We start from the raw sequence: 22,221 nt of genomic DNA, 5'->3' as shown, positions 1-22,221 counted from the left end.
AGAATGGATCGCGTACCGCCGGCCGGCTACAGCTTCACCGCTTCTTCAAACTTGATATCGAAGGCGATAATACCGATCATGTTTTCCTCTTCATCGAATACCGGTGTTGAAACGGTAATGCAGAGTCTTCCCGTGAATCGTGATACATAGAGGTCCGTGACATGGATCTTCCCGTCTTCATTGGGCTTGATAAACCAGTCGCTGGCGGCAAAATCGTCATTGGTAAAATTGAGATATTTGTCCTTGTCCGTTACCTGGGTGATATTATGGATCATCCGGTGGCCTTTGGGGTCTGTGAAAAGAATGAGCTGGATAAAGGGATTTTCCTCGATGATTTTCTGGAGAAGCAGTTCGATCCGTGTTTCATCACGCGCAATCAGATCCGGATGTTTTCTGAGCGGCTGAATGACATCGGCCGCGACGCTTCTCACCTTTTCCTTGAGGCGGTCGAAATCGCTTTCAAAGTAGTCGGGGAGGAATTTTCTGGCAAGCCACATCATCTCCTCGTCGGATATACCGACCGACCTCCCGTCGTTATACTGTCCGACGACCCAGTCGTAGATTTTCTTGACACCGGGATGATGTTTGTCGATACGCCCTTCGGGCGGAAGCTGAAGCTGGGCGTTGAGCCACCAGGCAATACCCGCTATTCCGGATTTGTCAGTGATAAGCACACCGATCGGCCGGTTCAGAAGCTTTTCCGTGTCGAATATATTGTATATCTCCTCGTTCTTTATCATACCGTCTGCGTGAATCCCCGCCCGCGTGACATTGAAATCCTTTCCCACAAAGGGGTAATTATCCGGAATATCCTTGTGCAGGTGCTTTTCAAAATAACGGGCAAGCTCGGTAATCATGGAAACGTCGATGCGGGGATCGGGCCCCTTGATGGAAATATATTCGATAATGAGGGCTTCGAGGGGGGAGTTACCCGTCCGCTCGCCGATACCGAATATCGCCGAATTGACCGCCGAACACCCGTAAAGCCACGCGGCCGTGGAGTTCGCGTGAACCTTGTGAAAATCGTTGTGGCCGTGCCATTCGAGGCATTCGGAGGGCACACCCGCCTCCGAGATCATCGCATGGACGAGTTTCGGAACGGACCGGGGTAAAACGCAGGCGGGATTCGGATCGGCGAACCCGAGGGTATCGCAAAGCCGTATCTTTATATTGATCCCGCTTTCCTCGCGTAACTTCATGAGTTCCTGGGCGAACGGGATGACAAAGCCGTAGATATCCGCCCTCGTAATATCTTCGAAATGACAGCGCGGAACAATCCCTTCGTTCAGGGCTTCCCTGACGACATCGAGGTACTGTTCCATTATTTCACCGCGGCTGCTTTTCAATTTCAGGTAGATATGGTAATCCGATGCGGAGGTGAGGATTCCTGTTTCCTTGAGACCCATCTGTTTCACAAGCTGGAAATCCGCCTTCACCGCCCTTATCCAGCCGGTAATTTCCGGGTACATGTATCCCAGCTCGAGGCATTCCTCGACCGCTTTTCTGTCCTTGTCGCTGTAGAGAAAGAATTCGCACTGGCGGATGATCCCCGCCTTTCCCCCCAATTTATGAAAATAATCGTAAATTGTGGCGATTTCATTGACGGAAAAAGGAGGCTGGGACTGCTGACCGTCACGGAATGTCGTGTCCGTAATCCAGATGGAGTCGGGGATGCGGAGTGGAACGATAACATTATCGTATTCAAGCCGGGGCGGCTCGTCATAAGGGAAAATGTCCCTGTAGAGATTCGGCATGAGTGCTATATTCAGCAGACGCTTTCTGTATTTTTTGACGCTACCTTCATGTAACATAAGATTCCCTTTCTATGTAAGCCTCCCCTTTTTTCTGCGGTACCTTCATGTGACCGATTCGTCACATGTTCGACAGGTAATGTCAATCAATATACCTTATCATGCCTGTTTAGTCAAGCTTCACCGGACCGCGCCGGGCCCATGCGGTTTTTTCACAATCAGTGATTATCAGAATGTCGTTGTTCGAAAAAAGTTAAGAGTTTGTCGAACATTTTTACATCCTTCTACGAAAAAATAAAGGCATCACACATTTTCCGGACGTTATACAATGTATGATAATAATAACGCAAGGAGCCTTACATGAAAAAACCCCTGACTTGACCACCCGGTCGGTATCTGGTATATTTTTTTAAAGAGCTTTATACATAAAGTGTTTTCGTAACATCAGGTTGTTTTTTATCCGATCAATGTTTCCGGCAACCCCAAATGTCATTTTTTTGCGAAAGAGGTTACTATGAAAGAAAAAAACGATAAATTGCTCGCATTACGGCATTCCTTCTCCCATGTCATGGCGGAAGCGGTCCTCGAAATCTTTCCCGACGCAAAGTTCGCGATAGGCCCGGCAATCGAACATGGATTTTACTATGACTTCGACCTCCCCCGCCCGCTCACGCCGGAGGACCTCACGGTGATCGAAGAAAGGATGAAAAAGATCATCGCCGGAAACCATACGTTTGAAAAAAAGGTCATCTCCAAGAAAGAAGCGCTTGAGTTTTTCAGCCGGCAGCCATATAAGATCGAATTGATCGAAGCTCTTCCCGATAACGAGGACATTTCGATATACACCCAGAACTCCTTCACCGATCTATGCCGCGGGCCGCATGTCGAGAACACCTCGCAGCTTCATCCCGGCGCATTCAAACTCCTTTCAACGGCCGGTGCTTACTGGAGGGGGGATGAAAAAAATTCCATGCTTCAGCGTATATACGGTACGGCATGGGAAACCCCGAAGGACCTCCGCGGCCATCTGAACTGGCTGGCCGAGGTCGAAAAACGCGATCACAGAAAACTGGGAAAGGAACTCGATCTTTTTTCCACCCATGAATCGGCGGGAGCCGGACTCATCTACTGGCACCCCAAAGGGGGGAGAATAAGGGCGACGATCGAGGAGTTCTGGCGGCAGGAACATTTTGAAAACGGCTATGAAATTCTCTATACCCCGCATATCGGAAAATCCTGGCTTTGGGAGACATCCGGCCACCTCGGCTTCTATTCGGAAAACATGTATGCGCCGATGAGTATCGACGAGCAGGACTACTATATAAAACCAATGAACTGTCCGTTTCATATTCTCGTCTATAAAACGCAAACGCGGTCCTACCGGGACCTGCCCATGCGGTGGGCGGAACTCGGAACCGTTTACCGCTTCGAACGCTCCGGGGTACTTCACGGCCTGCTTCGAGTCCGGGGATTTACCCAGGATGACGCCCATATCTTCTGCACGCCGGATCAGATCGAAAACGAGATCCTCGAGGTGCTCCGCTTTTCACTCCGGATATGGAAAGCATTCGGTTTCAAGGACATAAACGCCTACCTCGCGACCAAACCCGAAAAATCCGTGGGCGAAGAAGAACGATGGGACAAGGCGATCGAATCCCTGAAAAAGGCGATCGAAAAGGAAAAGCTGCCCTATTCATTCGACGAAGGGGGCGGTGCTTTCTACGGACCAAAGATAGACCTCAAGGTGAATGACGCCCTCGGCAGGGAATGGCAGATGACCACGATCCAGTTCGATTTCAACGAACCCGAACGCTTCGACATGACCTTTGTCGACGCGGACGGCAAAGAAAAACGCCCGTACATGGTTCACCGCGCGTTATTGGGATCGCTCGAACGATTCTTCGGCGTCCTTGTCGAACATTACGGCGGGGCGTTTCCGGTCTGGCTGTCGCCGGTACAGGTGGCGCTTATTCCCGTTGCCGCTACTTTCAACGGATACGCGGAAAAACTCGAGAAAATACTCGGCGCCGAACATATTCGGGTGATAACGGATCTCGGTGACGACAGAATGAATGCGAAAATCAGAAACGCCCAGACGCAGAAAATTCCCTATATGCTCATTCTGGGTGATAAGGAAGCATCCGCGGAGGCGGTATCGGTCAGGCTGAGGACCGGCGAACAAAAAAATCTTATGCCGGTGGATGACTTCCTGTCATTTATAAAAGAAAAGATCGCAGGAAAAGAACTCATATAAACGCTGAAACCCGGCTTTACAATGACAACAATCAAGTGATATATTTAAAGATAAAACTCGATGATAAAAAACCAAAGGTCTTTCGGGAAATCCGGGGTCATAATCCATGGCGGAAAAGAAAGAAGCGTTGACGAAAATTATCAAACGGGACGGAAAGATCGTCGATTTTGACAGGAGAAAAATAACTTTTGCCATCCTGCAGGCGGCGGTCGCGGTAGGCGGCAGGGACCGTGATATCGCGGAGCGGATTACCGACGATGTCATCGGACTGCTTCAACAACGGACATTCAAAGGGACATATCCCGCCGTCGAGGAAGTACAGGATATTGTCGAAAAAAGCCTTATCGAACGGGGCCACGCAAAAACAGCAAAGGCATACATCCTCTACCGTTACGAACACGCCCTCAAGCGGATGGGAAAACAAAGCCTCACCTATTCTTCGGAAAATATACCTTACAAAAAACTGTGGCAGACACTCTCCTGGGCCGTGGACGGAGATTGCGTGAGATTGTCCCAGCTTCATGATTATGTCAAAGCAAACCGATTCGAAAGCCTCATACGAAAATCGGAACTCTTTTATGGGTCCGAAATCGAGTATGCCGTGGGCGAAATCGAGAAACGCAAAGACAAACTCAAAATAATCATTATCGCCGGACCTTCCTCTTCGGGCAAAACAACGACGACAATCAAGATACGGGAAATCCTGAAAGACAGGGGATTTTCCCTCGTCCCGCTTACCATCGACAACTACTTTTTCGACCTCAACCGGCATCCGAAGGACTCGACGGGCGATTATGATTTTGAAACCCCGCAGGCACTCGATATCGGTCTTATCAACAGGCATATTCGGGAGCTTCTCAAAGGCAGGGAGGTCACGATACCCCGGTATGATTTTAAAAAGGGCATCCAGGAAGGCCATTCGGGGACATTACGGCTCGACGATAACGATATACTCCTCATCGATTCCCTGCACGGGTTGTATGAGGAAATGACCGAAAGTATCGACGACGAGAAAAAACTCAAGGTATATGTCGAGTCGCTTTCACAAACAAAGGACGAACGGGGCGCCTTTATCCGATGGTCCGACATCAGAATGCTGCGGAGGATGGTGCGTGACAAACAGTTCAGAAACTATAATCCAAGACAGACGATCGCCCATTGGCGGTATGTCCGCCGTTCTGAACTCAGGTATATCATCTCGAAACTGAAAACAGCCCATGTGATCGTAAACAGTTATCTTGCCTATGAACTCCCCGTGCTAAAATCGTTTCTTTTTCACGAGTTTTCCCGCTTTATCGACGAGTTCAGGGGAAAAAGCGAACATGAGGATGCATTCGAACGCGCTTCGCGCGTCCACGATCTCCTCAGCCAGGTTCCGGGCTGGACGAATATCGACGTAATTCCCCGGGATTCCCTGCTCAGGGAGTTTATCGGGGGAAGTATGTACCGGTACTGAGAATTCCGAAAAGGAGAAAGACATGGAAGAATCGATTCACAGACTTAAAGACATTGACGGGGAAATCACACTGCTCATCCGAAGCCGTTCGCTTCTGGACTGGGACCAGGAAACATATATGCCGGAGAAGGCGATCGATGAACGGGCGCGGCAGATCGCACTCCTGGAACGCCTTATTCACGAACGCATTACCTCTCCGGAAACCGGCGAACTCCTCGCTAAACTCGGGGTGGATGAAGAACACGCGCCCGGGCCGGGGGTGTATACAGATATCGATGCGGCATTCCTCCGTGAAACCTCACGCAGGTACGACAAGGCCGTCCGGCTTCCCGACTCCCTTGTTTCCGAGATCGCCCTGCAGGCGTCCCTCGCTCAGGCACGGTGGGCCGTCGCACGAAGGGAATCGGATTTTTCATTGTTCGCCCCGCACCTTTCCACCCTCCTCACCCTGATCAGGGAAAAAGCCGATTGTCTCGGATTTCGAAAAGACCGCTACGAACCGCTTCTCGACGAATACGAACCGTGGCTTAAGCCCGAGGTCCTTGATGAAATTCTCGAAAAACTCAAACCCAGACTCGGCGCATTATTGAACCGGATAACGGCAACGGGAAAAACAAAAACGAATAATTTTCTTTCACGGGAATTTCCCGTCGAAAAGCAGAAAGCATTCGGCCGCTTTATTTTGGAAAAAATGGGATTCGAATTCGAACGGGGAAGACTCGATACATCGGCGCATCCTTTTACCACCGCCCTGGGAAGTTCGGATATCAGATTGACCACACGGTATAATCCCCGCCATTTCAGCACCGGCTGTTTCGGTATCATCCATGAATGCGGCCACGGCCTCTACGATCTCGGATTCTCCGAATCGTTATCCGGCACGCTTCTTGAAAACGGCACGAGTCTGGGAATCCATGAATCGCAGTCACGGTTGTGGGAAAACATCGTCGGAAGAAGTTTACCTTTCTGGCAGGCATTTTACCCGAAACTCAATGAATTGTTTCCGGATGTCCTCGCTGATGTGGATACGGATGCCTTCTATCGGGGTATCAATGCAGTCGAACCCTCACTCATCAGAGTGGAGGCCGATGAGGTCACCTATAACCTTCATATTATCCTGCGTTATGAACTCGAGCGGAAACTGATTAATGAGGAGCTTGCGGTGGAGGATCTCCCCGATGCATGGAACCGTGAATCAAGAAAACTTCTCGGGGTTTCGCCCGGCAATGACTCGGAAGGGGTACTGCAGGATATTCACTGGTCGTTCGGGGCATTCGGCTACTTTCCCACCTACACCCTCGGGAATCTCTACAGTTCACAGTTTTATATGACGATGAAAAAGGAAACGGCGAATCTGGAGGAGGAAGTGAAAAAAGGCAACCTTATCATTATCCGTGAATGGCTGAAAAACCGCATCCATCAACACGGGAGGGTCCACCCGGCGCACGAACTCTGCCGTATCGTCACCGGGTCTCCGCTCGACCACGAACATTTCCTCACCTATCTTAATGAAAAATACGGGGCGCTGTATGGGTGCTGAAAATCCGTTTCTCGCAACCCCTGTTCTCTGGCTGGTTGCCTCGGGTTTTTTCCTGGGCGCGGCATTCAGCAGGCTGACGATATCGATAAAAAACCGGAAAAATCCCGAGGCCGCGCTGAACAGAAAATGGGTCATGATCTGTATATATCTCTCGATCGCCATTATTATGGGACTCTGTGCGATTCTTGTTCCGGGACCGCAAAAAATCAAGAACCTCAATTTATTGATCCTGTATGTCGGTACGACAATTGTCTTTTTTTTCGCGTTCCGTTTCAAGCGCGCATTCGGTATTCCGTTTTTTTTACTCTTCATGATATCATGCATCGTCATTCTCCTTTTCATACAATCAATCACCGCCTTTACCGGAGAGGTTGAAATCGCGCGGATACATGTGCTTGCGGTCAACACCGACATAATGAAAATGGAGGTCATCCCGAACGGCCATGACCCGGTCTTCCTTGAAATGGAAGGTTCCTCTTTTGCCCCTGTCGTCAAGGTTATCATTTTCGACGATCTGCTCGTCTTTCTGGGAGCGAAAACATGGTACCGTTTTATCGGGATGAGTTCCTACAGAAAAGTGAAAAGCGGTGAAATCGCCGTCCAGGCGGGGATTCACGAGTTCGACCGGCCGGACGGAATATCGGAAAGGCTTTACTCGTTATTCGAAGCCTACGAAGAGGTCGTTCCCGGCCTGAAAAGCGTCCAGACGGACGTGATACAGAAAAAGGCAAAAGAATCGGGGCTGTATTCGGTCAGGGTTCAAAACGACGGAGGGGTCGAAGTGATACTCATGAATGACTGACGATGCGGCTTATGGTGGCACAAAGCGGGGGCGTCATACATCGGAATCAAGACAAAGCGTCGCATGCCGGATGACGGTGAGGTTCGCTATCCCAAAACACTTTTACCCGCATATGCGGTTTTTCATTGTGCCTTCCTGTGGATTTCACCTTGAACCGGCAGGTTTTTAATATAGTAAATTTACTCGAAATAGAGTATGTTATTAATTAAGGAAAGGAATTTACCCCTATTTTTAACTTTTTTAAATCCGTGTTTGATACGATAATAGGGTTGTATGAGAGAGATGGAATACGGCGAAGTGAAAAAAAAGCGGCGGTATCTTCCCGAATACGGCAACCGGAATTTAACGTTTTACCGGTATCGGGGGAGGGCCGTAGCATGATTATCGCTTTATACAAAATCACCTCACATGATGAGATCAGCTATTATTATATCCACGACTATCAGGGCCACCTCTTCTCTCCTTATACCTTTACCGCCATCTGGGGTAAAAACCTCAGTATGGGCAAGGAAAAATCCTTTTCCTTTTCGACACAGTCGGATATGGATAAGAGAATACACGAACTTTTCAAAACGAAACTAAAGCAGGGATTCAAGCTTCTTTACACCTATCCTCCGCGGAATGATTATCAGGATATGTTTATCCATCTTGCGGAAAAACAGGTTTCGTGACCGCCGTTCCAAAGGAATAATACGACCGGCATATCCGGGCTATGCGTCTTTCGGGCGTATTATCTTTTTTACATAACAACAGCTACGCCAGACAGACGTTCAAATAACCTTTTTTTTCTCTCTGACAATAATGACGATTTTCTCGATAAAGGAAGCGACGAGGAACGCAGCCACACAATATTCGATAACCGACAGGATGATGGAAAAAGGAGCCCAGGATACAATAAAGGGAACCAGTTTGAGGACGAAAAGCGTCATTATCGAAAATATCGAAGCCTTGCCGAGAAAAGTAACCGAATAGGCGACTTTTTTTGCGATGATGGCATAAAGGATAGCCCCGGCGCCGAGAATTAAAAGTCGCACGACGATAAGAATAAAAAGCCAGATGGGAACAAGCCCGAATAAAAAATAGATAATCGAGGTGAAAATGATCAGAAAATAATCGCTCGAGGAATCGAGGTACCTTCCTATCGTGGTTATCTGTCTGCAATACCGGGCTATGACACCGTCGACGAAATCGGTAATAAAGACAAAGGCGATAAAGAAAAATATTATGCACTGTACGCCCGGCTGCCTGAATTCAAAAAAAAGGAATACGATGGTCGGAATTGCGCTTAATCGCGAAAGGGTAATCAAATTTGCCATATTTACCGATGTAAGGATTTCACCCGTTGCTTCGTTGACAAAAGCATGTTTCATCAGGATCAGTAATACGGTGAAAATTCCGTGAAAAAGCGCGGAAGCGCAAAAAAAAGCGACAATAATAAAAGAAGGAAATGAATAGATGAGGGCCGGAACGATGAAAAGGATTGCCTGGATGCAGTACAACACAATAAAGGTAAGAACGATATTGTTAATAAGCGGTGTCCGTCGATACATCAGGAGAAATCGATACTCCTTAATTTCTGGTAATGTTACCTATATCATCCGAATAACCGGATAATTCCTCGGGGAAATACCGTTGCCTCCCTGAAGAAAAGAAACCCGCCCGCATCGGCTTCTGGCAGTATAGATGAGCCGGTTTCGACTGTCAAGGGGATCGCCTCATTCCCGATTTTATTTCCTCGATCGAAGCGGGAACCCACCTCATACCTTCTTTTTTCAATCCGTAAGCATTTTCGAGTAAGCGATGCAGGCCGCGGTTGAGGCGGCCGGCGATTGATTTCAGATCCTTTGACGGTTCCTCATCTTCGGGATAATCCGGATGCCCCATACCGACACCGCTTGTCATCAACCCCTCAAGAAGAAGTTTTGCGGCCAGAAAGCGTTCATACTTGTCGACGCCGAAAATCAAAAGATCGTCGATAAGGCCGATAACCTCCCAGGTGACCTGTTCCGCCTGGGAATAGCGGCCCGCGTCCTTGTCCTGATCCGTAAAGCGGACCGGGAGATTTTTGATAATATCATCGAGGTGAGAAACCAGAAATGAAAGGTTGAACAAGCCGGTCGCGCAATTGAAGAGAATTTTCTTTCCTTCCCGCTCGATTTTTTCAATCGCTTCTTTTGAAACGGCGGCCCCGATATCCGCGCAGTTCAGTTTGCCGTTTTGATCGACGATCAACACCCCCCCCTTGTTGTCCACCCTGGTCTTGAACGCGAAATCGAAACCGGCCGACTTGTCTCTGAGTGCGAGGAGGGCGAGACATCGGGGATCGACGGTAAAACCGAGATTGTCCACATTACCCAGACAGACAAATCTTTTGCCTTCCCGGTAGAGCCGTTTGTAGATATCTTTCAATACGATGAAATTCTGTCCGTGACCGCCCGGCATGGGCAGCGGCGAGTCAGGTTTTCCGTTTGCCCCGGTGAAAAAGGTTTTCGGCCTTCCCATGCTGCTGTGGGAGAAAGCGGAAAGCATCGGCTGAATGCCGGTCGCAACATCCGTTATATCGATACCGGTCTCCTGTATAAGGGGCTCGAGATAGCCTCCTTTTTTATATGTCCCGTATGCCTCTTCGATCTGGCTGTTATTGTAGACACTGGTCATCTGAAACATGGGCCGGAGTACCGCGGCCTTTTTTCCCGTATATTCCTGATAGCGTAATGCCTCGATGAGAAGCATTCTCATCTTGAGTTCAAGAAAACTCGGACCATGCTCCTTATTCTCATTGATAAACGCCGGCGTGATCCCCTTTGCCTTTTCCCGGGAAACTTCCGCCACCGCTTCAAACTCTTCACGGCAGATATCGAATAGGGTTTCATTGAAGTCATGATTTTTCTTGTAATCGACATAACTGCTTGCCGAACCGCCGTTTAATATGCCATAGGAAAGCAGGGGATAAAGCAGCACACCGAGCCGTCGAAGCGCCTTACAATCAAACCGGATCTCTTTCCCGGACACTTCCCCGATTTTCGCCAGATCGATCGATATCCCGAGTTCATCGATTCGTTTTTGCGCGGCATCGAGGGTAATGGTCTCTTCGATATCGCCGGTAACGTCGATGATCGTACGCCCGTCAATTTCCGGTATCCCCGCAACAAGGACGGGAACAAAATGATCGTACTCCCCCCTGTTATACTTTTCGAGTATGCCGGCGCTCAACCCGATGTCGATTCCCTTTTCTTTCATTGCATTTTCCACTTTCGATGAAAGCCGCACCTTACACTCCCTTTTTCTATTTTTTTCCGATCGACGGCGACGGACCGCAAAAAACGGAACAATATCCGGCCCCGGTCTTCACGCTTATTCCATCAAAATGACCGCTGCGTTTGCCGCCCCGTAAAGGGAAATTGAATAATCCTTGATGATGTAAACAGGTATTTTTTTGAGAAGCGGCCGTATATTGGGATTGTAATTCTGTTCGAAGTTTCTCATAAAAAGATTATCTTCCAGAAAAAGGGCTTCATTCTTTGTGACAATACCGCCCGCGAGATATAAACCGGCCGTCGGTATAAAGAGGACGGCAATACTTCCCGCGAAACGCCCGTACATTCGGATAAACAACTGCATGATTTGCTTGCAGACGCCGTTGGTTGTCGCATTTTTGGAAATAAGTGCGGGTTTGTCCGGATCGTCTGCGGCTTCGATTTCGGAAAGAACCCCGGTACACGACATGTTCTTTTTTTCTTTCATGTAATTGAATATATTTGCAATCCCCTGGCCGGAAACAAAAGGTTCCGTTCCCGGTGTGGTCCCGATTTTATCCGCCACATATTCTTTCAGCGCTTTCGTCTCCTCATCAAAAGCGGCGAAACCCGAATGCCCGCCTTCGGACGGATATGCATGGTATTTTCCCTTATCCGGAGTGAGAAACCCGACCCCGAGTCCCGTACCGGCGCCGACAACCGCCTTGACCGTTCCGGTCCGCTCCGGACAATTACCGTCGGTTGCCGGGAGTTTCGTAATCTGTGCGATATCGTCCACATCGAGGGTGGGAATCCCGTACCCGATCGCGGTAAAATCATTGATAATAAGGGTATCGATCCGGATCGTTTTCCGGATTTCGTTCCCGTCAACATCCCAGGCACAATTCGTCAATTTACAGTAATTGTTTTCTACCGGGCCGGCCGGACTAAGACAGCATTTATCGATCGTCGCTTCAGGAAACTTTTCTTTAATCAGTGATATAACTTCCTCAACCGGCTCTACCAGGTTCGATATTTTATTCGACTGGTACTTGAATTTGACGATTATGGTATATTTCCCTTCTTTTTCTCCGACAAGGGCAAGTGTTGTATTAGTTCCTCCGACGTCTCCGGCCAGAATCAAGCAATTAAAATCAAGATGCGAACATAACCATTGCGCTTCCATAAACAGTCTCCTCGTTTTTATTGGTTTATTGCATTGAGGTCTGCAGCATATATCATGTCGAAGATAATATCAAGAGAGTGATTTACCATAAATAACTGCCGCACACCTACTTGTCATTTATTTCAAATACTGTTATAGTAAAAGTCTCCAGAATACGTTCTCTCAAAGTAGTACTGGAAACACGAAACCAATACAGACAGGTTAATTGAAAGAAAACATATGGTGAAGGAATATACCTATGTTTATACGGAATTAATTTGTATATAGTGATCAATTCATTAACGAATTTGAATAAAAAATAACAAAGTATGGAGGAATGTTATGGATTTTAAAAACGGTGTCGCTACCTTTGTGATGCCCCATTTTCGGGAAGAAAACAATACCACAAAAAAATGGCTGGATGAAACCCTTGAGCATATTTTCAAACAGTCCGATCCCAACTGGCATCTCGTCATCATTGACGACCTTTCTCCATCCGGGGAAGCCATCGCATATCTTGAGGACGTCAAAGCAAAGCATCCGGATAAAATCACGGTAATAAAAAAAGAGACGAACAATGGCCCCGGTTACTGCCGCAACCTGGGAATAAAATGGGCTTTCGAGCATAATTCGCCGATCGTTCTCTTCAATGACGCGGACGACATTTCGGATATCAGACGGCTTGAGGTGGCACGAAAGATCTTTACCGACGATCCCGATGCCAGTGTCGTTTATTCGACATTCAAAGTCATTGACGAAGAAAGCAAGATCGTCCCCATGGAAAAACTCACACAATCGATCGTGGAAATTCTCGAAGGCCATCAGCATAATCCCCCGCAAGGCATGAATGCCTGGATCGATATCGGAACCTTAAAGGGCTATACGAACCTGACATCGGCCACCGTGGTAAAAACGGAACTTGCCTTCAAGTATCCCTTTCCGCCGGAAAAGGTATCGGAGGATTCAAATGCCTGGATGCGGTATTCGGCAGGCGGGGGTAAATTCGTATATTCCGGAGAAATTCCAACCCTTTACCGGATTCCCCAGCATACCGCGGGTTCCTCATCCCGAACGCGTGAAGGAGGAAAACACGGTTTCTACATCGCGAAGGCCCGCGTCGATACCGACGGCTTCACACGTGCCCTTGAAATCGCCCTGACCAACGGGAAGGTGGCATTGGACCGGCGTGACGATCTTCTTATCAAATTCTATCTTAAGCTCGGAGAAACCCTTTACAGGGAAAACGAACTCGATCTGGCACAGAAACAGGTGGAAAAAGCGGCGCTTCTTGACAAGGACCTGACCAAAAAAGTCATTGCGGAGAGAAACTTCGGGAACTGGGCACGCCTCGAGTAACGCATTTCGCGGGAGTAATACTCTGCACGCAAATCAAGACTATCGAAACAGATTCCACAGACCTGCCGGTGGAATCTGTTTTTTTGTTACGGCAGGGAAACGATACACCGTACTCACCGAAATACAAAGGAGCCAAACCCCCTGTAATTATGAAAATTCCAGGCCATTTTTTCCCTGCACCAGCTCCACTGGGTGACCGGACTCGTATCGTAATCGAGTCTGCACATGTTCGCACGCCATCGCGTTCCGGGGGCCGGAGGACAATTTGTCATCCCGATGAGGAGTTCAAAAGGGATGATGAACTCGGCATACCATGCGGCGACACCGGCACCTGGTTCCTTTCTCCCCCCTTCGACATGAGTCCTCGATAGTATTTTTCGTTCATTGACGGCAAGAAACGGCAGCCATCCATGAAATAATCCGTCTTTATTTGCGACAAGAAGCGGAAGTTCATCTCCAAGCGGCGAGATTTCGTATTCAAAATAGACGGGGTGCCGTTCATCGGGCCAGAGAAAAACTTCAACGACATCTTCGAGGTAGAGTTCTCCGAAATTCTTCTGATTTCCGCAACTGATCATGCGGTCCTCACAGAAGAAAAGAAAATATATCCCGGATTCGGACCATAATACCTTCACTTTTGTTTCATATGAACTTTTTCCGTTTCCCACGGTCAACAGCGGCATCCAGTCCGTCATTTCCCATTCCCCCGACCGGCCTTTCCCCGTAATGATAAAATCGTCCACCCGGTTGATGTTCATCTCCATCAGCGCATGCTCCTCATTGATAAAAATCGATGATGCAAGCATCGCATATTGAAAAACCGCCTGTCAAGCATGAGTTTGTTTCAGGCGGCGCCTCATCCCTGATGTGCTTTTTTCGATTGCCCGTATTTCATGAATCGGATTGTATTGACAATACGGTAAATGAAAAGTAATATTATAGGTGCATTATTTCAATTATTTTTGCTACCGGTCTATCGGTCCTGTATGGGTGGGGATATTCTTTTCCGTCACGCATTATCATATTATTTACGGGAATAACGATATATTAGTTTTTCATAAGGAGAACATTAATGAACAATAAATCTTTCTTTATCACTTTTCTGCTTTTAACACTCTATTGCGGTCTTTGCTTCGCTAACCCGGAGCCGTTCCCGGTCTATTTCACATCACAGGCGAAAATAAAGATCGACGGCGGTTTCGGTGACTGGCCGCGTGTACTTCCGTTCATTATCGACAGCGACACGCAATTAAAACGGGGTAAACGTGCGGATTACGATGATTTCCATGCGGTCATCTTCTGTTTCCTTGATTCCGGAAACCTCTACCTCCGTGCGGAAATTAATGACAAACATCCCCTTATGAATAAAAAAACGGGGACCAATATCTGGCAGGGTGATTGTATCGAAGGGTATATCGGTTTTCGGGAAGAAGAGGCATACTCATACGGCGACGGGGACTTTCAGTACGGCATCGCCCTGACCCCGGACAACCAGCAGACATGGATTTGGGGCGGAATCGATGTATCCATGAAAAATTTCGAAGCGGTCGTTCTCAAAACGGAGAAGGGGGCCGCCCTGGAGGCAAAAATACCGGTTTCCAATTTCGGACTTTCATCGGTATCGGCAACGACACCGCTTTGGATCGATTTTGCCGTAAACAACAGTGATGACGGTGCCGCGCGGCTGCAGCAGCTTGTCTGGAACGGCGACGGCGAAGGCTGGTCCGACCCCTCCGTATGGCGGAAAGCATATCTGACCGACAACATGGCCGAATTCAAAAAACCGTCATTCATCAGTAAAACCACAATCGAACCGAAAAAAAATCACCGCCTCTACATATACAATAACGCGCAGCCGTGGAAGGGAACATTTACCATCGACGGCGATGAATACACGACCGATGAATCGGGCGGGGCCTCGCTCAGGTTCGATGAAGAAACCCGCATGGAACTCGAAGCGACGATCGGAGGAAAACTCATCAAGCAGCCGTTTGTCGTGGAAGTCGACAGATCCCGGATTCTCGTACAATTGCCGGTCAAACGGATCAAGGTAAACCAGATCGGGTACCATCCAAAGGAAAAGAAAATTTTCATCGTAAAAACAGACGGCCTGACGCTGACCTCCAAAAGCTTTGAAGTAGTGAACAAAGCCACGAACAGCCCGGTTTTCAAGGGTGAAATATCCGGCACGAAATTCGATAACCCGACAAAAGAAAATATAGCGTACGGCGATTTCTCTCCGGTCAGACTGACCGGTACCTTTTTCATCCGGATGGAGGGCATCGAACCTTCATATGATTTTGAAATTAAAAATGACGTATTCGCCGATATTTTTTACACGACATTCAGATCGTATTACCTTCAACGCTGCGGGATCAAAATCGAAGACAAGATAAGCGGTATCACCTACGGTCCCTGTCATAAAGACGACGGGTACCTGAAAGAGACCGGGAAAAAGATCGACGTCAAAGGCGGATGGCACGATGCCGGTGATTACGGCAAATATATACCGACAGCGGGGGTTACCGTTACCCAGATCCTCCTCCTTTATGAAAAGTTTCCCGACCGTTTCGAACATTTCAACCTCGATATTCCCGAATCCGGGAACGACAAACCGGATATCCTCGACGAACTCATGTACGAACTCGACTGGATGCTGAAAATGCAGGCGCCCGACGGGGGCGTGTATCATAAGGTGAACACATACAAATTTCCGGGGACAAAACTCCCGGAAGCGGATACCGACAAACGGCTCGTGTATGAAGTCGGCACGAACGATACCGGTATATTCTGCGGCACCGTTGCGACCGCGGCAAGGGTCCTGAAATCCATATATCCCTCCTATGCGCAAAAATGCGAAAAGGCGGCGTTGAAAGCGGGGGAGTTTCTCCTCGCCCATGAAGCACAAACGGTGACCCCTTCGAATGACTATACCGGCGCCTATCTCTCATCGGATTCGGATGACGAACAATACTGGGCGTTTGCCGAGTTGTTCAGGCTTACCGCGGACCGGAAATATCTGGAAGCGGCGAACAGGCATATGAAGAAAAGCTGGGTTCCGGCAATCGGGTGGGAAAACACCCTCACCCTCGGCATATACACCCTTCTCAAATCGGGGAACCTTCCGCAAAAACAGAAAGAGAACCTGCTTATTCTTTTTGTCAAGGAAGCGGATTCCATTATCAAAAAATCCGAATTAAACGGATACAGGGCCGCCCTCTATTTCAGCGAGTATTCGTGGGCTTCCAATAAAACCGCCCTCGCCTACGCACTCAACCTGCTGCTCGCATACGATTTCTTCTACGAAAAAGAATATCTTGAAGTGGCGCGGAGACAGCTTGATTACATACTCGGTTTCAATGTCCTGAGTAAATGCTTTATCACCGGAATGGGGGACGATCCGGTGAAATATCCCCATCACCGGATCGTTCAGGCGTCGAAAGTGATTGTCCCCGGCTTGATGATGGGTGGACCAAATGACGAAGCCCAGGACGGGAAATACCCCAAAGACCTCGGACCGCGCGGTTATGTGGACAACTGGGCCGCCTATTCATGCAATGAATACGCGATCGATTATAACGCACCGCTTGTGTTCCTTGCGGGTTACTTCATGTGCCTCAAGGATAAAGGCCTTCTCGAATGATACGGAGATCGGTGCGTGATGAATGGCTGTAATCGGTGCATGGTAACGAAAACCGCGTTATCGTTATTGACAGCCTGCCCCGATTAAGTGTATGAGAAGATTATTCGGTGTTTTAATATAAATATGCCTTTTCGATCCGGTTGCAATTGTCGAAATTATGGTTACATCGGGATTTACGTTTTTCACGGGAGTCGATTCAGATGAAGTATGGTTATTTTGATAATGAAAAGAGAGAATATGTCATCACACATCCGAAAACACCGGTAAAATGGATAAACTATATCGGGACATTGTCTTTTGGGGGATTCGTCGATCATACGGGGGGCCTCCTCGTCTGTAAGGGCGATCCCGCGCTGAACCGTATAACAAAGTATATTCAGCAGCTGCCCTCATCCGATTTCAAAGGGTTCACCATTTACATCCGTTTGAAACATAAAGACGGCTTCAGGATCTTTTCTCCCCTTTTTGTCCCGACACTCGATCCCTATGACGCCTATGAATGCCGTGTCGGACTCGGATATTCCCGTATAACGACCGAATATTACGGCATCAGGACATCGGTAACCTTTTTTGTCCCCCTTGCCGGCGAACGGGTTCTCATCGATATCGCCGTCACCAACATTGCGAACCACCCCCTTGTCTGCGATCTGGTCCCCGTCGTGGAATACAGTCATCCGATCGCGATCAAACAGTACAACAATGCCGATTGGGTGCCGCAGACGATGCAGAGCAAGATATATAATGAAGATTCGGGGATGAAAGTCCTCACGCAATACGCCTTCTGCAACAAAGGAATAACGGAAAACTTTTTCACGTCCAACCGGCCGGTATCCTCCTTTGAATCGGACAGAAAACGGTTTTTGGGTGATAACGAATACGGGAGGTGGTCCTTCCCTCTTTCTCTCCGGCAGGAAGAACTCGACAACTATGAAGCCTTTCGGGGAGATAATATCGGCGCCCTTCTCCACCACATGGGGAAAATGGAAACCGGCGAAACGAAGCGGCTTGTCTGTCAGCTTGGACAGGCCGGCGATCTGGAGAAAGCACTTTCCGGAATTAAGAAATTCCGAAAGGAAAAAGCCGTTGACGAAGCTTTTGAAGAACTCGGTCGCTTCTGGACTACCCTGCTCGAAAAGGTTGTGATAAAAACCCCCGATATCCCGATGAACAATATGATCGGTCTCTTCAATCCGTATCAATGCCATACCACCTTCAACTGGTCGCGGTTTCTTTCCCTTTACCAGCTGGGACTCGGTGCGCGGGGGATCGGATTCAGGGACAGTTCGCAGGATGTACTGGGAATTATGGACCGGATACCGGAAGAAGCCTCGAAGCTCATTGAAAAACTCCTCCACGTACAGAAATCCGATGGTTCGGCTATGCACCAGTTTTATCCGTCGTCCATGGAAGCGAATATGGGTGACGCGGCTGAATCGGACGACAGGCCCCGTTACTACGGCGATGATAATCTCTGGATTATACTTTCCGTCTCCGAATACATCAAAGAAACGGGAAACAGGGATTTTCTCGACAAGGTTATCCCCTATTATGAAAAAAACAGGAAAGGTAAACCGATAGAGACGGGGACGATTCTCGATCATTTGAAACGTTCGATCGATTTCACACGGAACAACCTCGGCTCCCACGGATTACCGCTTGTGGGGTTCGCCGATTGGAACGACAGCGTCAACCTCGAAACGGGCTCCGAATCGCTCCTGGTGACCAATTTATACGGGAAAGCCCTCCGGGAAATGATCGGTCTTTTACGATATATCGACGACGGGGAAACCGCGGACGCCTATTCCGGTTATTATGAAGCGATGAAAGAACGGTTCAATGCATACGCCTGGGACGGCGGGTGGTTCATCCGCTATCTGGATCATAACGGGAACCCCCTGGGTTCAAAAACGAATGATGCGGGACGTATATACACCAATGCGCAAACATGGCCGGTGATCTCCGGGTTTGCACCGGAAGACAAGGCAAGAATATCGATGAATGCCGTTTATACCATGCTCAATACCCCGAAGGGTATAAAACTCAGTACACCCGGCTATAATCGATTCGATTTATCCAAAGGGGGCGTCACGAGTTATCCTCCCGGGGCAAAGGAAAACGGCGGCATTTTCATGCACGCGAATCCGTGGGCGATGATCGCAGAGACGATCCTCGGCAACGGGGACCGGGCTTTCGAATACTACAGCCAGATCAATCCCGCCGTAAAAAACGATTGCATCGACGAGTTCGAGGTCGAACCATACGTCTACCCGCAGAATATCCTGGGAAACGAACATCCGCAATTCGGGCTGGCACGGAACAGCTGGCTATCGGGGACAGCGGCATGGATGTATCAGGCCGGCATCAAATACATTCTCGGTATACGGCCGGAATATGAAGGGCTTCGTATCGACCCCTGTATCCCTTCTCATTGGGACGGCTATAAAGCGGACCGTGTTTTCAGGAGTAAGAAATTTTCGATTGAAGTCCGGAACCCGCTTCATGTATCGAAGGGGGTTTCCTCCCTTACCGTCAACGGAACATCCGTCAAAGGCGATATTGTTCCCGTCTCCATAAACGCAAAGGAGATCGCCGTTACCGTTGTCCTGGGAGAATGAGAAAAAACCCCGACCCGCCTGACGGCAATCGGGGTTCACATGGTTTTCTCTCCTTCTCTTCCGGTATTACTGTCGCTGCCATACCCTTACGTAATCGACATACATATACAGCGGGAAATCGTTTCTGTTCGGGTCCGTGGGACCGGTAAAGCGCCCCTGAACGGCTAGGTTCAACATGAGAAAGAAGGGCTTGTGAAACTCTTCCTGATCGCTTCCCTTAATATCGACACGTTTGGTGGGATTGGGATTGCTTTCACGATCGACGTACCATCTGAACTCGTTTGCGTCCCATTCAAGGGTATAAAGATGAAATAGCCCTACATCCCCGACGTGAATGTTTTCACTCGGATTCGATGCGTTACGGCCGTCTTCCCAGTCGTAAACACCGGTCCGTGTATCCCAGAAGAGGTTCTGTACGACGACCTGTTCGGTATTCCTGTGTTCGACGATATCGAGTTCGCCGCAGCTGGCCCAGTTGGTCGCCATGGTATCATAGGCGGACATGGGGGGATTATAGTCGCCTGTATAGCTTGCATTGCACGACGTCCCCATCATCCAGAAGGCGGGCCATGTGCCCGGCGCATTCGGCATGGCGATTCGCGCCTCGATACGGCCGTACAGCCACGACCGTTTCCCCTGTGTGGTCAGGCGCGCGGAAAACTGATACCAGTCACGCCCTGAAATCGAGGTTGGAGAGGAATTATATTCGGCCTTGATGACGAGATTGCCGCCCTCCTGATACGCGTTCTGCGGTCTGTACCATTCCCATTCGCCGTTTCCCCAGCCGTCGAAGGCGTTCGAGCCGGAATTATATCCGTTACCCACATTGAAGTTCCAGTTGGAGGAATCCGGCCGGCCGTTCCCGCTAAAGTCGTCTTCCCAGACAACGGCCCAGTCTCCCCCCTGGGGGGGCTGTGTCGAAGCGGGTGTCTCCTGTTGTGCCGGCGGCTGTGTTGCCGAAGGCGGGAATGTCTGGCCCCCGGATGATTTCTGATATACCCGTACGTAATCGACATACATATAAGCGGGGAACGAGGTACTGCCGTCCGGCGAACCCGGCCAGTTGCCGCCGACGGCGACATTCAGGAGAATAAAGAAATTCCTGTGAAACTCTTCCGTACCGTTGATATTGTCTGCGATATTCGCCTCGTGATACCGGTTGCCGTCAAGGTACCACCTGATCGCCGACGAATCCCATTCAATCGAATAGACGTGATAATCGGTGACGCCGGCGGATGTCGAACCGCCATAGGAGGCATAGTCGTCCGCCTGCCAGTGGATCGTTCCGTAAATCGTCGATTCGTTGTTGATATGCTCCATGATATCGATTTCCCCGCAGGCGGGCCAGTTGACGGATGATATATTGTCCCCCAGCATCCAGAAAGCGGGCCAGATTCCCTGTCCGACCGGAACCCGGATTCTCGCCTCTATCTTTCCGTAACACCACGAACGCCGTCCCTGTGTTTTCATTCTCGCGGAAGTATAGTCGTATCCGCCGTAATTCTCACGTTTTGCCTCGATAACGAGATTGCCGTTCGAGACATAGGCGTTTTCCCGGCGGTAATACTCGAGCTCGTTATTGCCCCATCCTCCGGAACCGTTACCGGTTTCAAAAACCCAATCCTCCCCGATGCCGTTTTCGAACTCGTCGGACCAGACAAGGACATATTCGCCGGGGGCTGTCGTCACGGCGGGCGCCTGCGTCGGGGCATCCGTCTGATACCGTGTCGGGACCGGGGTATCTGTTTGCGCGGGAAAACGGTCGATCAGCCCCACATAGTATTGGGCGATCTGGAGGGCGTCGACAATGTTGATGGTAAGGTTTCCGTCGACATCGGCCGCGCTTGCATCGAATCCCGACGGACCGAGCCCCACGTAATATTGCGCGGCAAGCAATGCATCGACGATATTGACGGTATTGTCGCCGTTGACATCACCGAGTCCGGCGGATTGCGCCGAGACGCAGGGGGTCCCGAAAAACAGGAAAACAAGCCATATGGCCGCGGCAAAAATTCGTCCGTTTTTGTTTTTACTTTTTATTTTCATTTTTTTCCCTTTTATAGTGAAACATATCACGGATAATCAATCGGTCTTTTACTGTCTTTAATTATACAACATCCATACACCCCCGGAAAAAATTTCCATACCTGCCGGTCTTCTCCCCCGTCCTTATCCTTTCTGCCGAAAAGAAAGATTGCGTTATGGATTTTTTTTCGAACCTATTATAGTATGTAAGGGGACGGGCCGCCTTAAAAAAATTGCTTTAATCCCTGATTTATTTTGCTTTCGCCGTTGCGTTTCCGGTCCCGTTATCCGTCTTTCAGGCAACGGAAAGTATCTTTCAGGCAACGGAAAGTATCTTTCAGGCAACGGAAAGTATCTTTCAGGCAACGGAAAGTATCT

General features: G+C 49.0%; 14 protein-coding genes. 8 read left to right on the top strand and 6 right to left on the bottom strand.

Annotated features, from left to right (window positions below):
• Positions 1–26 precede the first annotated feature (26 nt).
• Positions 27–1,754 carry a histone-lysine N-methyltransferase gene (locus JW881_13260; GenBank protein MBN1698477.1) on the bottom strand — a complete coding sequence of 576 codons (1,728 nt, stop codon included), beginning with the start codon at positions 1,752–1,754 and terminating at the stop codon, positions 27–29.
• Positions 1,755–2,265: 511 nt separating this feature from the next.
• On the opposite strand from JW881_13260, the gene JW881_13255 reads away from it, so the two are divergent.
• The 5 genes from JW881_13255 to JW881_13235 all read left to right on the top strand — a co-directional run bounded on the left by JW881_13255 (position 2,266) and on the right by JW881_13235 (position 8,474).
• On the top strand, positions 2,266–4,005 hold the full coding sequence (locus tag JW881_13255) for a threonine--tRNA ligase (protein MBN1698476.1): 1,740 nt from the start codon (positions 2,266–2,268) through the stop codon (positions 4,003–4,005).
• Positions 4,006–4,111: 106 nt separating this feature from the next.
• Positions 4,112–5,461: a hypothetical protein gene (locus JW881_13250; protein MBN1698475.1), complete on the top strand. Its 1,350-nt coding sequence runs from the start codon at positions 4,112–4,114 to the stop codon at positions 5,459–5,461.
• 22 nt (positions 5,462–5,483) lie between these two features.
• Positions 5,484–7,001 carry a carboxypeptidase M32 gene (locus JW881_13245; GenBank protein MBN1698474.1) on the top strand — a complete coding sequence of 506 codons (1,518 nt, stop codon included), beginning with the start codon at positions 5,484–5,486 and terminating at the stop codon, positions 6,999–7,001.
• Positions 6,991–7,803 (top strand): hypothetical protein, encoded by an 813-nt coding sequence (locus JW881_13240; protein MBN1698473.1) that lies wholly within the window; start codon positions 6,991–6,993, stop codon positions 7,801–7,803. Before JW881_13245 ends, JW881_13240 begins: the two co-directional genes overlap by 11 nt.
• Positions 7,804–8,180: 377 nt before the next feature.
• Positions 8,181–8,474 (top strand): WGR domain-containing protein, encoded by a 294-nt coding sequence (locus JW881_13235; GenBank protein ID MBN1698472.1) that lies wholly within the window; start codon positions 8,181–8,183, stop codon positions 8,472–8,474.
• Between the two features lie 99 nt (positions 8,475–8,573).
• Here JW881_13235 and JW881_13230 read toward each other — a convergent pair whose 3' ends face one another.
• The 3 genes from JW881_13230 to JW881_13220 form a co-directional block, all read right to left on the bottom strand.
• Positions 8,574–9,353, bottom strand: a complete 780-nt coding sequence (locus JW881_13230) for a CDP-alcohol phosphatidyltransferase family protein (protein ID MBN1698471.1) — start codon at positions 9,351–9,353, stop codon at positions 8,574–8,576.
• 151 nt (positions 9,354–9,504) lie between these two features.
• Entirely contained in the window at positions 9,505–11,043 is a 1,539-nt protein-coding gene (locus JW881_13225) for a UTP--glucose-1-phosphate uridylyltransferase (GenBank protein ID MBN1698470.1), read from the bottom strand.
• A gap of 114 nt (positions 11,044–11,157) precedes the next feature.
• Positions 11,158–12,225 (bottom strand): glucokinase, encoded by a 1,068-nt coding sequence (locus JW881_13220; protein MBN1698469.1) that lies wholly within the window; start codon positions 12,223–12,225, stop codon positions 11,158–11,160.
• A gap of 321 nt (positions 12,226–12,546) precedes the next feature.
• On the opposite strand from JW881_13220, the gene JW881_13215 reads away from it, so the two are divergent.
• Positions 12,547–13,560 (top strand): glycosyltransferase family 2 protein, encoded by a 1,014-nt coding sequence (locus JW881_13215; protein ID MBN1698468.1) that lies wholly within the window; start codon positions 12,547–12,549, stop codon positions 13,558–13,560.
• A gap of 113 nt (positions 13,561–13,673) precedes the next feature.
• Here the strand turns inward: JW881_13215 and JW881_13210 are convergent, their stop codons facing one another.
• Entirely contained in the window at positions 13,674–14,324 is a 651-nt protein-coding gene (locus JW881_13210; protein ID MBN1698467.1) for a carbohydrate-binding family 9-like protein, read from the bottom strand.
• Positions 14,325–14,632: 308 nt separating this feature from the next.
• Between JW881_13210 and JW881_13205 the strand changes: the two genes are divergently transcribed.
• Both JW881_13205 and JW881_13200 read left to right on the top strand, forming a co-directional pair.
• Positions 14,633–17,203 (top strand): glycoside hydrolase family 9 protein, encoded by a 2,571-nt coding sequence (locus JW881_13205; GenBank protein ID MBN1698466.1) that lies wholly within the window; start codon positions 14,633–14,635, stop codon positions 17,201–17,203.
• 200 nt (positions 17,204–17,403) lie between these two features.
• The gene (locus JW881_13200) at positions 17,404–19,818 is read left to right on the top strand and encodes a glycosyl transferase (GenBank protein MBN1698465.1); all 2,415 of its coding nucleotides are present in this window, start codon (positions 17,404–17,406) and stop codon (positions 19,816–19,818) included.
• Between the two features lie 66 nt (positions 19,819–19,884).
• Here JW881_13200 and JW881_13195 read toward each other — a convergent pair whose 3' ends face one another.
• Positions 19,885–21,864, bottom strand: coding sequence for a family 16 glycosylhydrolase (locus JW881_13195; GenBank protein MBN1698464.1), 1,980 nt, complete (start codon positions 21,862–21,864; stop codon positions 19,885–19,887).
• Between the last annotated feature and the right edge of the window lie 357 nt (positions 21,865–22,221).

The sequence above is a fragment of the Spirochaetales bacterium genome (genome assembly GCA_016930085.1).
Taxonomy (GTDB): Bacteria; Spirochaetota; Spirochaetia; order SZUA-6; family JAFGRV01; genus JAFGHO01.
Note: the sequence above shows the minus strand (reverse complement) of the source record. Positions and strands in the feature narration are given on the sequence as shown.